We start from the raw sequence: 15664 nt of genomic DNA, 5'->3' as shown, positions 1-15664 counted from the left end.
GCCGGCCGCTGGCCGGCATCCGGAAAACACCACAGAGTCCGCCATGAGCCGCAAGCACGCCTTCCAGTTCCTCGACCTGCCCCGCACCATGCCGCAGCGCATCCCGGTGGAACTGCGCACGTCCGGCGACTGGGGCGAGCTGTACGGCAAGTTCGGCAAGGAAGACGCCCAGTACCAGGCGGGCCGCTGCCTGGACTGCGGCAACCCGTACTGCAGCTGGAAGTGCCCGGTGCACAACGCCATTCCGCAGTGGCTGCAGCTGGTACAGGAGAACCGCATCCACGAGGCCGCCACGCTGTGCCACAGCACCAATCCGCTGCCGGAAGTGTGCGGCCGGGTCTGCCCGCAGGATCGGCTGTGCGAAGGCAGCTGCACGCTGGAGGAATTCGGCGCGGTCACCATCGGCGCGGTGGAGAAGTACATCGTCGATACCGCACTGGCCAGTGGCTGGCGCCCGGACCTGGGCGCGGTGCAGCCGACCGGCCACAGTGTGGCGGTGATTGGTGCCGGCCCGGCCGGGCTGGCCTGTGCCGACCGCCTGGCACGCGCCGGCATTGCCGCCGTGGTCTACGACCGCTACGAGCAGATCGGTGGCCTGCTGCAGTTCGGCATTCCCAGCTTCAAGCTGGACAAGGACGTGATCCATCGCCGCCGTGAAGTACTGGAAGGCATGGGCGTGCAGTTCCGCCTCGGCGTGGAGATCGGCCGTGATGTCAGCGTGCAGCAGTTGCTGGACAGCCACGATGCGGTGTTCATCGGCACCGGCGCCTACCGCTATACCGATGGTGGCCTGGTCGGCCAGGACCTGAAGGGCGTGCTGCCGGCGCTGCCGTTCCTGGTGCAGAACAGCCGCATCGTCGGCGGCGATGATCCGAAGGGCCGGCCGATCGCCGGCTGGGAAGACACCATCGCCCTGCCCGACCTCAACGGCAAGCGCGTGGTGGTTCTGGGCGGTGGCGATACCGGCATGGACTGCGTGCGCAGTGCGGTGCGGCTGGGCGCGGCCAAGGTCACCTGCGCCTATCGCCGCGACGAAGCCAACATGCCCGGCAGCGCGCGCGAAGTCGCCAATGCACGCGAGGAAGGGGTGCGCTTCCTGTTCAACCGGCAGCCGCTGTCGATCGAAGCCGGCGCCGACGACGAGGTGATCGGCGTGACCGTGGTCGAGACCCGGCTGGGCGAGCCCGATGCCAATGGCCGCCAGAACGCGGTGCCGATCGAAGGCAGTGAGTCGCTGCTGGAAGCAGACGTGGTGATCATCGCCTTCGGCTTCTCGCCGAGCGTGCCGGCGTGGCTGGCGGAACTGGGGGTGGAAGGCCAGCCCAATGGCCGCATCCTCGCCGGTGGCAAGGACCGCCTGCCGTTCCAGACCGCGCATCCACGCCTGTTCGCCGGTGGCGACGCGGTGCGTGGTGCCGATCTCGTGGTAACCGCGGTGGCCGAAGGCCGCGACGCCGCTGCCAGCATCGTCCGCCTACTGGCACACTGAGTCCGGCAACAGCAGCACTTCCAACAGCGCGCGCAGTTCGTGCACCTCCAGCGGCTTGGCCAGGAAATGGTCGATGCCCGCATCACGGCAGGCCTCACGGGTGCGCTCCAGCACGCTGGCAGTCAGCGCAATGATCGGGACCCGCGCCCGGGTGGCGCAGGCGTCGCTCCGGATCGCCCGGGCCAGCGCGAAGCCATCCATGTGCGGCATGTGGCAGTCGGTGATGACCAGGTCGAACGGTTGCGCCTGCCAGGCCTCCCATGCCTGCAGGCCGTCGCTGCAGGCGTGCACCTGCAGTCCCAGCTCGCACAGACGTTGTGCCAGCAACTGCAGGTTGGTCGGATGATCCTCGGCCACCAGCACCCGCGCCGGCGGCAACGGTCGTTGCGCGGGCCGTGCCGTCGCCGGGCACGCAGCGGGGGCCGCACAGGCCGCCAGGTCCAGCTCCAGCCACACGGTGGTGCCCTTGCCGGGCACGCTGCGCAGGTGCAGACGCCCGCCCATCGACGTCGCCAGCTCGCGGCAGATCGACAGCCCCAGGCCACTGCCGCCGAAACGGCGCGTGGTCGACGCCTCGGCCTGCTCGTAGGCGGCAAACACCGCCTGTTGCCGCTCCACGCTGATGCCCACGCCCGTATCGGTCACCTGCAGGCGCAGTCGCTGGCCGCCGTCGCGCTGCTGCAGCACGCGGACCTGCAACACCACGCTTCCCTGCAGGGTGAACTTGAGCGCATTGCCGGCCAGGTTGAACAGGACCTGCCGCAGGCGCAGCCCGTCAGCCAGCGACCAGGGCTGCAACGTCGGGTCGATCTCGCTACACAGGTGCAGCCCGCGGCTGGCCGCGACGGGCATCAACAGCTGCTGCACCGCGCCCACCAGCGCCGCCAGATCGGTCGGACGCAGCTGCAGGGGCGCCGGTTGCAGGCGCTGGCTGTGCAGCACATCGTCGAGGATCTGCCGCAGCATCTGCGCAGCGTCACCGACGGTGGTCAGCACCTGCCGCTGGCCCGCATCCAGGTCCGTGCCAGCCAGCCGCTCCAGCATGCCCAGCAGGGTGCTCATCGGCGTGCGGATCTCGTGGCTCATGGTCGCCAGGAAATGGCCCTTGGCCAGTGCCGCCTGCTCGGCCGCGCGGCGCGCCTCGGCCAACGCCGTTGCACGCGCCTGGGCTTCGCTGACGTCCATCCAGTAGCCGCTCCACTCCACGCTGCTGTCATCGCACGGCAACGGTCGTCCCTGTGATCGGACCCAGCGCCAGCCCTGTGCCGACCGGGTGCGGAAGGTGACGTCGATCGGACCGCGCACGAGCGCGGCCGCTTCGATGCTCGCCATCACCCGGCTGCGGTCACCGGCATGCACGGCCGCCAGCAGCTGCAGATGGTCGATCCGCTCAGTCTCCACGGCTACGCCGAACAGCGCCTGCACGTCGCCGGCGATCTGCGCCAGGCTGTAGTGGCCGGTTGCCGAACGGCGCGCCTGGTAGACCACCGCCGGCAGGTTCGCGGTGACTTCATGCAAGCGCTGCTCCAGCACCCGGCGACGCACGCTCTCGCGATGCACGCGCCAGTAGCCGAAGGCATGCAGCAGTATGAGCGCGAGCAGGATCAGCGACACCGGCACCAGCCAGCGCAGTGCCGAACCGGCGGGACGCGCACGTGGCAGTTCCGGCAGCCAGGCACTGCGAACCGATGCCCGACGCGCATCGCCCTCCCGCTGCAGCTCCCGGTCGAAGGCAGCGACCACCGCGGCACAGGCCGGTACAGCGGCCAGCACCAGTGCATCGCCGAAGCCAGCGGGTGCTGCGATCACCAGAGGGTCACCCGGCACGGCGCGAAGCGCGGCTTCGACTTCGGCGAGATTGGCCACCACGGCATCGACCAGCCCGGCGCGCAGCAGTGACAGCGCGTGGTCCAGCGGCGCCGGTGCCAGCAGCTGCGCACCCGGGGCCTGTTCGGCCAGCAATGCGTCCAGCGGCAGCCGGTCCGGGCTGGCCACGCTGCGGCCACGCAGTCCCTCCAACCCCAGCACTGGCGCTGCACCCTCGCGCCGCACGATCACCTGTGGCACTTCCAGGTAGGGGCTGCTGGCCACCCAGCCGGTCGGCAGCTGTGCGCGCGGCCAGCCCAGCAGCACCTGGGTGCCAGCCGGCAGCGGGTCATCGGTGAGCACCGCTGCGGGCAACGGCCGCGCATGCTGCACCGCCTGCGGGCCCAGCAGCGGCAGGTAATCCGCAGCCAACCCCGCAAGGTCGCCCTGCGCGTTGTATGACAGCGGCGGCCGATCGGAACGCCATGCCACCTGCAGTGGACTCGCACAGCCGGACGCAGCAGCGATGCCGGGCAGCAACAGCGATGCCATGACAGCGGCGACGGCGCGGCGGCCGGCGACATTCACGGTAGACATCCTCATTTCGCGGGCAGGAACCACGGCCGCGCAGCGGTACCGCTGCCAGCCACGCTAGCGAGGCGCGCTTCCGCGACAATGAGAAAAATTGGAAAAACATCCCTATCGGCGAATGCCGACATACACTGCCGCTTCTACCCGTCCCTACGGAGCGCTCGATGCGTATCGGCCTGGCCGCCAACCGTCTCCATCACCACGATGCGCGCGCCGCGCTGTTCCGCTGGCTGCGTGCCAGCGAGGCCGGGCTGCGTGAACTGGGCGTATCGCTGCACGCGGTCGGGCGCACCCACGATGCGATCGAACGGCAGGGCTTCCTGGCCGGCTACGGCGGCCTGCACCGCTACCCCTACGGGCGCGAGGGTGGCCTGATGAAACTGGTGGCCGAAGTGGTTGGCATGGGGCCGGATCGCACCCTGGACGGTGCGATCTACCTGATCGACCCGGTCGATCCTTCCTCGGTGTTTCCGGAGGCAACCGCGCTCAAGCGGCAGTGCGTGATCCACGGCAAGCCGTTCATTTCAACCGTGGCCACTGCGCGTGACTGGATCGAGGTGGAGCGCATCCACGCCGGGCTGGCTGCTGATGCCGGTGCCGACGATCTGCATGCCTTCCAGCACCAGACGCTGGCGCTGATCGCGCACGACGCGATGAAGCCGGCGATGCTGGCCTTCGCTGACGAGCACTTCGATGTGCTGGCACGGTTCGGCGAGCGCGTGGCGACCGGCACCACCGGCCAGCGCTTGAACGAGCTGGCCTGGAGCCGCGGCTGGCCCAGCGATACGCCGTGGGTGACGCGCTACCAGAGTGGCCCGATGGGCGGCGATGCGCAGATTGCTGACCGTGTGCTGGAGGGGCGCTGCCAGCGCGCGATCTTCTTCGAGGACCCGCATGTGGCACGCCAGCACGAGGCCGATATCCAGCTGCTGGAGCGCGCGGTGACGACGGTGACCGACCAGGCGGTGTGCCTCACCGCGCCGCGGGTGGCGGCACGCTGGGCGGCCGCGGCGGCATTGCGGGCGGGGTGAGGGTTTCGGCCAACGGCTGCGCCCCTCGTGGTCGGTCGTTCAAACCAGAAGCCGTGCTCGGCCAGGCGGGGTGGATTGCGCAGGGGTCGCTGCAAGTACGTCCCTGTAAGCTCGGTCGCCGCATCCATGCGGCTCACGCCCCTGCGCAACCCACCACGCCCGGCCACGGACAGATTCCGGTGTGCCCACCACGGAAGAAAGAAAGAAGAGCAGGAGCGGGTCGCGCGCTGCGCGCGCTTGTGTAGAGCCGAGCCCATGCTCGGCTGCATTCAACGGCAGCCGAGTGTGGGCTCGGCTCTACAGCAGCTGGCGTAGCATGGCTTTCAGGCGCCGACCTTCCAGCTGGAAGTAGTCGCGCTGTTCGCGCCAGGCAGGGAAACGTTGTTCGACTTCATGCCAGAACGCGGCCGAATGATTCGGCTGGATCAGGTGGCAGAGTTCGTGCACCAGCACGTACTCGAACGCTTCCGGACGACCCAGCACCAGGGCCAGGTCCAGGGCCATGCTGCCATCGGGGGCCAGCGAGCCCCACTGCGAGGACATCACCTTCAGGCGCAGGCGGCTGGGAGCGCGCGGCAGGGTGGGCAGGTACTTCGGCAGCCAGCGGCCGACGTCGGCGCGGGTCTGCGCTTCATAGAACTCGCGCAGCAGGCGGCGCAGGGTGGCGTCACCACCACGGGTCGGCCACTGCACGCAGGCACCGTGCCCGTCGATCTCCAGCCGCGCGTAGCGGCCTTCCTGCCAGCGCAGCGGCAACAGTTCACCGCGCAATGGCAGCACGCCGTCTTCGCCGGGCTGCAGCGATGCCGGCAGGCCCTGCCCCTGGTACTGCCGCAGCTGCAGCGCCAGCCAGTCGCGGTGCTGTTCCAGGAAGCGCTCGCCCATTACCAGGCTTGCGCGCGGTGGCAACGTCAACCGCGCGCCACGCTCGTCCACGCTCAGCTTGATGCGGCGCGCGCGCGGATCGCGCACGCGCAGCACCTCGATCTCGGCATCCTCCAGGCGCAGGCGAACGGTGTCGCGCTGTACGGTGGCGGGCAGGGTCGGCGTGATCAGGCGGCGCAGCAGACGGCTCATGCGCCCAGCATAGCGCTGCTTCGGGCCGCCGGATGACCGGCGACCGTCGGGCTGCCTGTTCAGTCAGCCTTGCTGAGCTTGAACGCTTCTTCCAGCAACAGGAACAGGCGGCGGATCTCGGCGCTCTGCAGGGCGAAGCGGGCATCGAACTCGGCACGGCGGCCGTCTTCGTCGGCATGCTCCAGCTGGTCCAGGGCGCCGTCGAGGAACTTCAGCTTGCGCACGATCAGGTCGTCGCCGATCACGAACGACAGGTTGTCCTCGAAGATCAGCGCCAGCTTGGTCACCTGCTTGCCGGCGTCCAGGTGCTTGTCGATCTCGTCGCAGCGCAGTTCCTGGTGCTGGCACTTGACCACCGCGCCGCCTTCGACCGGATCCTTCATCTCGCACTCTTCGCCCAGGCTCAGCCCGGTCGGCAGCGGCTCTCCGGCGATCCAGCCGGTCAGGATCGAGCGCGGCGCGACTTCGGCGTTCAGCGGCATCGCCGGGAAGCTGCCGAGCAACCCGCGGATGTCGGACATGAAGTATTCGCCGGTCTTGCGGCTGGAGGTATCCACCGCCACGTAGCCGTGCTGCAGGTCGATGAAGGCGTCGTTGCGCGAGGACTTCACGAAGGCGCGCGGCAGCAGTTCATGCAGCAGGTCGTCCTTCATGCGCTTGCGCTCGCGGCCACCCGGGCGCCGCCCTTCCTTCTCCTCGATCTCTTCCAGCTTGCGCTCGAGCAGGTCGTTGACCACCGCCGCCGGCAGGATCTTGTCCTCGCCGCCCACGGTCAGCCACAGGTGTTCGGCGATGCGGTGGGACAGCAGTTCCTTCTCCTCGCGGCCGAACGGCGAAATGAAGCCGCGCGAATTCATTTCCAGCGCGCCAACAGGCTTGAGCACGGCGTGCGGCAGCAGGGTATCGACTTCGGAAAAATCGGTGGTGGTCGGGAAACGGAAGAACGTCAGGTTGCGAAAGAACATGGAATTCCGGATGGCGAAGAGGAAGGGCGACCGACCTTAAACGGTGGGCGTCTCGGGATCTGCGTCGGCATCGGCCGGGGAGCCGGCCAGCCAGGCATGGGCGTCGGGCAGCGGCGTGTCGTCGCGACGGCCCAGCGCCATGAAGTCGAACAGGGTGGTGTCGGCCAGCTGCGAGGGCCGGACTTCACCCATGGCGCGCGCGATCTGCTCGATGCGGCCCGGATGGTCCTTTTCCCACTGCTTGAGCATCAGGCCGACCTGGCGGCGCTGCAGGTTCTCCTGGCTGCCGCACAGGTTGCAGGGAATGATCGGGAACTGGCGTGCCTGCGCGTAGTCGACGATGTCGCTCTCGCGCACGTAGGCCAGCGGCCGGATCACCACGTGCCTGCCGTCGTCGCTGCGCAGCTTCGGCGGCATGCCCGCCAGCTTGGCGTGGTGGAACAGGTTCATGAAGAACGTGGCCACCATGTCGTCGCGGTGATGGCCCAGCGCGATCTTGGTGAACCCGTGGGTCTCGGCGTAGTTGTACAGCGCGCCACGACGCAGGCGCGAGCACAGCGAACACATCGTCTTGCCCTCCGGGATGACCCGGCTGACCACCGAATAGGTGTCCTGCTCGATGATGTGGTACGGCACGCCCAGCCCTGCCAGGTACTCCGGCAGGATGTGCTCGGGGAAGCCCGGCTGCTTCTGGTCCAGGTTCACCGCCACCAGCTCGAACGGCACCGGCGCCTTCTTCTGCAGCTGCAGCAGTACGTCCAGCAGGGTGTAGCTGTCCTTGCCGCCGGACAGGCAGACCATGACCTTGTCGCCGGCCTCGATCATGCCGAAGTCGGCAATCGCCTCGCCGACCTGGCGGCGCAGGCGCTTGGCCAGCTTGTGCTGCTCGCGCTCGGCCACGCGTGGATCGCGGGCGGCGCGCGGCTGGGGATCGGGAAGGGAAATCACGGCACTCATGGGTTCCATTCTAACGGCTCGGAGCCGCCCCGGCCGGGGATCGGGTTTCCCCTCTCCCGGCAGTCATCAACGCTGTGTATGCTCGGAGGCTGTGGATACCTACAGCCCCGCCGAGATCGTCGAGCACCTCGCCGCCCTGCGCGCCGAGCACCGCCTGCTGGATGAACAGATCACCCGCATGGCGGCCAACGGCGAGGACGAACTGGAAGCCAAGCGCCTGAAGCGGCGCAAGCTGCAGCTGAAGGACTGCATCGCCAGGCTGGAAAGCCTGCAGATTCCCGACGAGCCGGCCTGAGCCGGGTCCGGGTGGGTGCCAACCTTGGTTGGCCTCCCTCTCCGGTAGGTGCCAACCTTGGTTGGCACGGGTGGAAGTGTGCGGACCAAGGTCCGCACCCACCGCATTGTCCGGCGCGACCTTCAATCCTGCGGCGCAGGCTCGTCCGGGCGCGCTGCTTCCGGGCTGACCCGCTCGATGGTGTGGCGCAGCTCGCGCCCCAGGATGAACTTGGCGTCCTTGGCCCAGGCATCCAGGCGTTCGTCGAACAGCAGCTTGCTGTTCTCGTCCGGCCACACCAGGCGCAGTTCGCGCAGCTTCTGGATGAAGCCGCGGAACAGGGCCTTGTCGAAGAACTCGGGAGCGGCCGGCGCATAGAGCAGGCTCAGGCGCTGCGCGGCCTGCTGGCACAGGCTTTCCAGCTCGGCCGCACCGAGCACGCCCGGGCCGTTCTTCACCAGCACCGAGATGGCGATGTAGTAGCGCTCGAACGCCTGCTGCAGCGAATGGCCGATCGCCCGCAGGCGGAACACCTCGTCGGTCTGCCCGGTGTTGCGCGCCAGGATGCCGCCGTCGTCATCGTTGACGTTCTGCAGCAGGCCTTCGCGCACGAACACGTCGATGGTGCGGTCAATGCGCTGCGCAAACTCGTCCTCGCTCCACGGCAGGAACAGCTCGGCCTGCAGGAACGGGTACACCGTGCGGCCCAGCTGGACCAGGCCGGTACGGCTCATGCGGCGGTTGTTCTGGAAGCAGCAGGCCACCCACGACGATGCGGTGAACAGGTGCACCACGTTGTTGCGGAAGTAGCTCAGCAGCACCGCGGTGTCGCCGCTGACGCTGAGCACATCGCCGAGCGGGTGCTTGATGCGGGTGAGGACGTTGATCTCCTCGGCATGGGCGATGATCCGCTCCGGCGAGTGCGGGGTCACCGTCACCCGGTCCGAGTACGGCATCTCGACCAGCAGCGTCTTGCACAGCTCGATCTGCGCGATCAGGTCGGCCTCGCCCATCGCGTGCTTCGGCGTGGACAGCAGGGCCAGCGCCAGCAGGTTGATCGGGTTGACGTCGGCAGCGCCGTTGATGCGTACCTGGATGCGTTCGGCCAGCGTATCCACCGTGGTCGACAGCCAGGCCGGCTTCTCGTCCTCGGGCACCGCCTCGCCCTTCCACTCCGGGGCCTTCTCGGCCAGCACATCGTTCAGCGCGATCGGCTCGCCGAAATTCACCACCACCTGGCCGTAGTTCTGCTTGAGCACCTTGGGGATGCCCCACAGCAGCGACCAGATCGACTCCTTTTCCTTCGGCCGGCCGGACAGTTCGTCCAGGTAGCTGCCGCCCTCCATCAGCTTCTCGTAGCCGATGTAGATGGGCTGGAACAGGACCGGCTTGCGCGGCTGGCGCAGGAATGCACGCAGCGTCATCGAGATCATGCCGCCCTTGGGCTGCAGCAGGCGCCCGGTACGCGAGCGGCCGCCTTCGACGAAGTACTCCAGCGAATAGCCACCGGCCACCAGCTGCGCGACGTACTCACTGAGCACCGCAGAGTACAGCGCATTGCCACGGATCGAACGGCGGATGAAGAAAGCACCGCCCTTGCGCAGCAGGGTGCCGACCACCGGCAGGTTCAGGTTGATGCCGGCCACGATGTGCGGCGGCACGATGCCACGGTCGTACAGCAGGTAGGACAGCAGCAGGTAGTCCATGTGGCTGCGGTGGCTGGGCACGTAGACCACTTCGTGGCCCGGCGCGGCGGCCTTGAACTTGTCCAGGTGGTGCACCAGCACGCCCGCATAGATGCGGTTCCACACGTGGCTGAGCATGAAGCTGGCCGAGCGCACCACCGGGCTGGAATAGTCCGCAGCGATTTCCCAGGCGTAGGCGTGCGCCTTCTTCCAGGCATCGGCCGGCTTCGAGTTGTCGCGCTTGGCTTGTGCGGCGATCGCTTCGCGGACCGGCTCGGCGGCCAGCACCTGGTCCACCAGCAGGCGCCGGGTCGACAGGTCCGGGCCGATCACCGATTCACGGATGCGGCGGAAATGGGTGCGCAGCACGCGCTGCAGCTTGCGCACCGTGCGCTCCGGCTCCAGGCCTTCGTCGACGGTGCTGCGCAGCGAGATCGGCGGGGCGAAGCGCACGATGGTATTGCGCCCGTTCAGCAGCAGCCCCAGCAGGCGGCGGAAGCGGCCCACCAGCGCCCAGTTTTCCGAGAACAACACCGCGAACCAGCCGCTCTGCTTGTCCGGCGCGCGGCCGACGAAGATCGACACCGGCACCAGGTGCACATCCAGGTCATCGCGCACGCGGTGCGCCTGCAGGACCTTGGCCAGCGAATCGGAGTGGGTCTTGGCGCCGCGCTGCTCGGGAATCAGCGAGTTGCTGGAGCTGCGCCGCGACAGCGCCAGATAGGCGCGCTTGCGGCCGGTCGGATCACCGGCCAGCGGCACCAGCGGCGACGGCAGGCCGGCCTGGCGGCAGGCCTTGTCCAGGATCAGCGCGTTGGACAGGCCGTAGTCTTCCAGCACGTACATGACCGGGCGGCCATCGTTGTACTGGCCCGGGTCTTCCGGCTCGATCTTCAGCGACAGCCACGGCTCGATCAGGCGGCCCAGCAACCGCGCCCACAGCGGGCGGCGGCCAGCCGGACGCGCGTGCGCGGGCGGCGGTACCGGGTTCGGGCCGGTACCGGTCGAGGGGGACGCCGGCACCGTATCGGCGGGCGTCGACTGGGATTCTTCGCCGGGGAACGGCAGCGGGTTCTGTTTCGACATCGGCGCCATTATGGCTTAGCCGGCGGTGTTGCCGCTTCCCCACCCTCGGCGGGGGCTTCAGCCGGTGCTGGCGACGCAGCCGCGCGGGCCGCATCGGCCTTGCGCAGCAGCGCATCGGTATCGGCCAGGGTGCGGGTCAGGTACCAGTGGCCCTCGCGCCGGCTCAGTGGCAGCTGCAGGGTCATCTCGCGACCGGCCAGGTCGTAGTGCAGGCGCACCAGCGCATTGTCGCCCTCTACCGAGAGCAGCTCGCCGCGCACGCTGCGCAGCGCGTCGTCCACGCCCAGCCCGTAACTGCCGAGCACCGCCTTGAGGGTGTGGATGAACGGCGCCAGCTGCTGCAGGCTGCCTTCCATGCCGGCCGCCTGCAGGCCGGCTTCGTCATCGAAGCCGACCTTGCTGGCGGCGCCGACCAGCGCGGCGATGGTGCTGCGGGCACGTGCGCGGTCGCTGATCGGGGCAGCCTGCGCCCACCCCGCCAGGGTCTCGACCAGGGCGATGTAGTGGGCCTGCTGGCTGGGCGTGTAGCCCTTCTGGTGGCGCAGGTACTGCACGCCGAAGTTGCCCATCGACTGTGCGGCCTGGCGCACGGCGCCGGCCTGGCCAGCCAGCTGGCGATCGAAGCTGCGCTGCAGTTCGGCGCTGGCACCGGGCTTGCGCAGTGCGGCCAGCATCGGCAGCAGCTGGTCGCCCAGTGGCAGCTCGGTCAGCGGCCACTGGCTGTGGCCCTCCACCCACGCCTGCTGCAGGCGCTGGTACTGGCCCGGCGGCACCGACAGCTTTGCGTAGCCGACCAGATCATCTTCGGCCAGGCGCAACGCCATCGCCTGTACTGCAGCCACCGGCTCGGCCGCCGGCCTGGCCGGATCGTTGGCAGACTCGCGACACCCCGCCACGGCCAGCAGCAGCATGGCCGCCAGCCCCCATCCACGCGCAGACTTTCCTCGCACCGCCACGCTCATGCACTCGGACTCCCCGGACCGGCCCGCATCTTGCGGCCTGCGACGTGACAGCGGCAAGCCGGGACGTCACGGTTTCCAGCCGAGGGGGGTCAGATCTCCTCTGCTGCGGCAGAAGGGATCTGACCCCAGCGCCGCCACCGGGATAAAAAAAGAGCCCGGATCACGGGGATCACAGGCTCTTCAAGCCGGCGCGGGGCCGGAGGACAGTGTTGTGGCACATGTCCGGCCCGAGGACCGGATGGCGGCGATCCTACGCTGCCGTTCAAGTTAAGGCAACACTTCACGTAATGCCATGTATGTATTTGATTTTATTGTATCAATCGCGTTGCCAAACCGCTTCGATGAAATCTACGGCGTGTTTTTCGGCGATTCGGGCATAAATCCCCGGATAGCCGGCCAGCGCACAGCCCTCGCCCCAGCTGACGACACCGAACTGGGTCCAGCCTTCACGCAGGCGCAGCAGCAGGGGGCCTCCGGAATCCCCCTGGCAGCTGTCGATGCCCTCGCGGCCGGCGCAGATGACCTTTCCACGTGACAGTTCACCGCCGTAGGCCTGCTGGCATTCGGTGAAGGAAACGAACGGCACCTGCGCGGTCTGCAGCTGAGTCGGATAGACCCGGCCATCGCCGATGTCGGTGTCTCCCCAGCCGATCACCGTGAATTCACGGCCCGGCTTGAGATAGCTGGCGTCGGGCCGCAGCCGCAGTGCCACCGGCTGTGCGCCGTCCAGCGGTGCGCTGAGCTGGATCAGGGCGACGTCGTGCTCCAGCGAATTGCCGCTGTTGAATGCCGGATGGACGTGGATCGCCTTGACGTTGGACGGTCGTGGCGCGGCGTCGGTGGACAGGGTCGTGACCTTGCCGACAACGGCGATGCCACCAGGCGCTTCGCGCTGCATGCAGTGCGCGGCCGTCAGCACCCACGAGGGCGAGATGAGGGTGCCCCCGCAGAAGTGGCGGTCGTGGTCCGAATCGCCGTCGAAGATGCCCTGGATGCTGACCATGAACGGGTACTCGTCGGCCGGCGCCGCTTCGCCGCCGATGATGCGCGGCGCATCGCGCAGCTGCGGCGCAGCGATGGCGGGTACGGCAGACGCGGCCAACAGCAGGCCGATGAACAAAGAGGTGCTGCGATACATTTCCCTGTACTCCTCTGTCGATGGTTGGAACCGGTGCGGCCGCGGTCCGTACCGGTGCATCGATTGGGGAGCAGTGGAGAGGCCCGCAGCGCGAACGTGCGCACAGTTCTCGTGGCTGGCGCTGCGTGCGACAGATGCAGCCCCACAAATGCGAACGCCATCCCGCATGGATCGGGATGGCGTTCGTGGTGCCAGCGTGACCGGCGTCGGTGGTGGGCTCAGCGTGCAGCCAGAGCCGACGCGATTTCCTGCTGGATCGCCCGCGCTGCGGCCTGCGGATCGGCGGCCAGGCGGATCGGGCGACCGACCACGATGGCATCGGCGCCATCGGCAAAGGCCTGCGCTACGCCAACGGTACGCTTCTGGTCATCGCCGACCGGGCCACCGGGGCGGATGCCAGGGCAGACGATCGAGAATCCGCTGCCGGTGGCAGCGCGGATCGGGCCGGCTTCCTGGCCCGAAGCGATCACGCCATCGATGCCGGCGGCCTGGGCAGCCAGCGCGCGCTCGACCACCACGTCCACCGGTTCGCGGTCGATGCCCATCTGTGCGAGGTCGGGGCGCCCCATCGAGGTCAGCACGGTCACTGCCAGCAGGCGCATGTCGCCGCTGTTGGCGGCCGCGCACGCCTCCATCATGGCCGGGTGCCAACCATGGATGGTGGCGTAGCTGACCGGCCACTGCGACAGGCGCTTGATCACCGCCGCAGCGGTGGCCGGAATGTCGAAGAACTTCAGGTCGACGAACACGCGCTTGTCGCGGCGGGCCAGCTCATCGAGCACCTGGAAGTACTCGCCGGAGGCGAGCAGTTCCATGCCGATCTTGTAGAACGCCACGCTGTCGCCCAGGCGGTCGACCCACGCCAGCGCCTGCGCGCGGTCAGGCACGTCCAGCGCGAAGATCAGGCGCTCGTCATCGCGCAGCGGCAGCGGTGCGCGGCTCATGGTGCGTAGTCCAGCGCGGCGCGCTTGGCGTCGTGGCGGGCCTGGCGCGACTGGCTGTAATCGTTGTTGAACTGCGCCGGCTCGAAGCCGCCGTAGGTCGGGTTCGGCAGCATCCACCAGCGCTCGCCGAACCAGTCGTGGTACTGCTGCAGCAGGGCGTCACGGCCTTCGTTGGTGTTGGCGGTCACTTCCACGAAGTCACCCAGCTGGTCGCCGAACTGCATCAGCACGCGGTACTTCTGCCCGGCCAGGCGGCGGCGGCAGTTCTTCTCGCTGCCAGCCTGCTCGCAGCCTTCGACCACGGTGCCCAGGCCCAGGAACACGCTGTCATCGGCCACCGGCAGGCCCTGCTCGCGCAGGTTGGCCAGGGTCGCGTCCTTCAGGTGCACAGCACGGTTGGAGATGTACAGCAGGGTCACGCCCTTGGCGTTGGCCGCCTTGGCGAAATCAACCACGCCCGGGATCGCCTTGGCCTTCTTTTCGGCCACCCACTGGTCCCAGCTCAGCTCGTCGTATTCCTTGCCGTCGCGCACCAGGCGCGCCTGGTAGGGCGAGTTGTCCAGCACTGTCTCGTCCACGTCCAGCACCACGGCCGGCTTCAGGCCCTTGGCCTCGTTGCCGCGTTCTTCCGGCACCAGAGCATCCCAATGGGCTTCCTTCAGCGCCACGTCCAGGTGGTCGGCGGCGGCGCGGTAGGTCTGCTCGGTGATCGCCCTGTACTCCTGCGCACGCTGCATCCACAGCACGGCGTTGAGGTTGTCGTTGGCGGTGGCATCACGCGCGCCATCGGCCTTGGCGGCGGACGCCGGGGCCTGCGGCGCCGCGGCTTCAGCGGCAGGCGCGTCCACGCGCTTGCAGGCGGACAGGCCCAGCGCCGCGGTGGCGAGCAGGGTCAGGGACAGGGAAACAGGACGACGCATGGATTCACCGGCAATCAGATATACCGGCGCATTTTACCGGCAAAGCCGGCCCTGGGACGGCTATGCTTGGTGGTTGACCCGCTGCTCTTCCGGAGGCCGCCATGACCGATTCCACCCAGACCCCTGACGTCCCCCTGCTCGATGCGGTGCAGGCCCGCCTGCTGGGCTGCCTGGTGGAGAAGGAGGCAACCACACCGGACACCTACCCGCTGACGGTCAATGCGGCCCAGTCGGCCGCCAACCAGAAGACCGCCCGGGAGCCGGTGATGAACGTCGACGCCGGCAGCGTGCAGCACGCGCTGCGCCAGCTGGAAGCACTGGGCCTGGCTCGCCAGCACTTCTCCTCGCGCGCCGACCGCTACGAGCACCGCCTGCAGGCCGCGCTGGACCTGACCCGGCAGCAGACCGTGCTGCTGGCGCTGCTGTTGCTGCGCGGCCCACAGACCCTGGGCGAGCTGGTGTCGCGCAGCGAGCGTCTGTACCGGTTCGCGGATATCGACGAAGCCCGCCACGCCGTCGAGCGCCTGCAGCAGCGCGCGCTGCTGGTGGTGCTGCCGCGCGCCAGCGGCCAACGCGAAGACCGCTACATGCACCTGCTGTGCGGTGAAGTGGATGGCGCGGCGCTGGCGGCCAAGTACGCCAGCAGTGGCGGGGGCAGCAGCGATGCGGCCGATCCGGGCCTGGCCGAGCGCGTGGCCCAGCTGGAAGCGGCCGTGGCCGAGCTGCAGGCGCAGCTGGC

13 protein-coding genes are annotated in these 15664 nt (G+C 68.6%); 4 read left to right on the top strand and 9 right to left on the bottom strand.

Features of this window, described 5'->3' with window-relative positions:
- Positions 1–43: 43 nt before the first annotated feature.
- A complete protein-coding gene (locus tag N5E02_RS16895) occupies positions 44–1489 on the top strand; it encodes an FAD-dependent oxidoreductase (protein ID WP_235649674.1) in 1446 nt (481 codons plus the stop codon).
- On the opposite strand, the gene N5E02_RS16890 is transcribed toward N5E02_RS16895, so the two are convergent.
- Complete coding sequence (locus tag N5E02_RS16890) at positions 1475–3883, bottom strand: ATP-binding protein (RefSeq protein ID WP_065185526.1); 2409 nt, start codon at positions 3881–3883, stop codon at positions 1475–1477. The genes N5E02_RS16895 and N5E02_RS16890 overlap by 15 nt on opposite strands.
- A gap of 167 nt (positions 3884–4050) precedes the next feature.
- Between N5E02_RS16890 and N5E02_RS16885 the strand changes: the two genes are divergently transcribed.
- On the top strand, positions 4051–4917 hold the full coding sequence (locus tag N5E02_RS16885) for a methylglyoxal synthase (protein ID WP_065178669.1): 867 nt from the start codon (positions 4051–4053) through the stop codon (positions 4915–4917).
- Between the two features lie 297 nt (positions 4918–5214).
- Here N5E02_RS16885 and N5E02_RS16880 read toward each other — a convergent pair whose 3' ends face one another.
- From N5E02_RS16880 to ttcA, 3 genes are read right to left on the bottom strand one after another with little or no spacing between them, the layout of a single operon-like run.
- Positions 5215–5994, bottom strand: coding sequence for a SprT family zinc-dependent metalloprotease (locus N5E02_RS16880; protein WP_065178668.1), 780 nt, complete (start codon positions 5992–5994; stop codon positions 5215–5217).
- Between the two features lie 59 nt (positions 5995–6053).
- Positions 6054–6959 (bottom strand): recombination-associated protein RdgC, encoded by a 906-nt coding sequence (locus N5E02_RS16875; protein ID WP_005421064.1) that lies wholly within the window; start codon positions 6957–6959, stop codon positions 6054–6056.
- Positions 6960–6995: 36 nt separating this feature from the next.
- Complete coding sequence (ttcA, locus tag N5E02_RS16870) at positions 6996–7916, bottom strand: tRNA 2-thiocytidine(32) synthetase TtcA (RefSeq protein ID WP_170944947.1); 921 nt, start codon at positions 7914–7916, stop codon at positions 6996–6998.
- Positions 7917–8007: 91 nt separating this feature from the next.
- Here ttcA and N5E02_RS16865 point away from each other — a divergent pair, with 91 nt between their 5' ends.
- Positions 8008–8211: a YdcH family protein gene (locus tag N5E02_RS16865; protein ID WP_005421068.1), complete on the top strand. Its 204-nt coding sequence runs from the start codon at positions 8008–8010 to the stop codon at positions 8209–8211.
- Between the two features lie 122 nt (positions 8212–8333).
- On the opposite strand, the gene plsB is transcribed toward N5E02_RS16865, so the two are convergent.
- The 5 genes from plsB to N5E02_RS16840 form a co-directional block, all read right to left on the bottom strand.
- Positions 8334–10970, bottom strand: coding sequence for a glycerol-3-phosphate 1-O-acyltransferase PlsB (plsB, locus tag N5E02_RS16860; RefSeq protein WP_032954727.1), 2637 nt, complete (start codon positions 10968–10970; stop codon positions 8334–8336).
- Entirely contained in the window at positions 10970–11923 is a 954-nt protein-coding gene (locus N5E02_RS16855; RefSeq protein ID WP_032954728.1) for a hypothetical protein, read from the bottom strand. The genes plsB and N5E02_RS16855 overlap by 1 nt, the downstream gene beginning before the upstream one ends.
- A gap of 316 nt (positions 11924–12239) precedes the next feature.
- Entirely contained in the window at positions 12240–13061 is an 822-nt protein-coding gene (locus tag N5E02_RS16850) for a serine protease (RefSeq protein WP_065185523.1), read from the bottom strand.
- Between the two features lie 218 nt (positions 13062–13279).
- The gene (gene pyrF, locus N5E02_RS16845) at positions 13280–14005 is read right to left on the bottom strand and encodes an orotidine-5'-phosphate decarboxylase (RefSeq protein WP_005421084.1); all 726 of its coding nucleotides are present in this window, start codon (positions 14003–14005) and stop codon (positions 13280–13282) included.
- Positions 14002–14925, bottom strand: a complete 924-nt coding sequence (locus tag N5E02_RS16840; RefSeq protein ID WP_005421086.1) for a 5'-nucleotidase, lipoprotein e(P4) family — start codon at positions 14923–14925, stop codon at positions 14002–14004. Before N5E02_RS16840 ends, pyrF begins: the two co-directional genes overlap by 4 nt.
- Before the next feature lie 101 nt (positions 14926–15026).
- On the opposite strand from N5E02_RS16840, the gene N5E02_RS16835 reads away from it, so the two are divergent.
- Positions 15027–15664: DUF480 domain-containing protein (locus N5E02_RS16835; protein WP_279946524.1), on the top strand; the 638-nt coding region annotated here is incomplete at its 3' end.

The organism is Stenotrophomonas sp. GD03777 (genome assembly GCF_029842485.1).
Taxonomy (GTDB): Bacteria; Pseudomonadota; Gammaproteobacteria; order Xanthomonadales; family Xanthomonadaceae; genus Stenotrophomonas; species Stenotrophomonas sepilia.
This window is presented reverse-complemented; position numbering and strand designations above follow the sequence as displayed.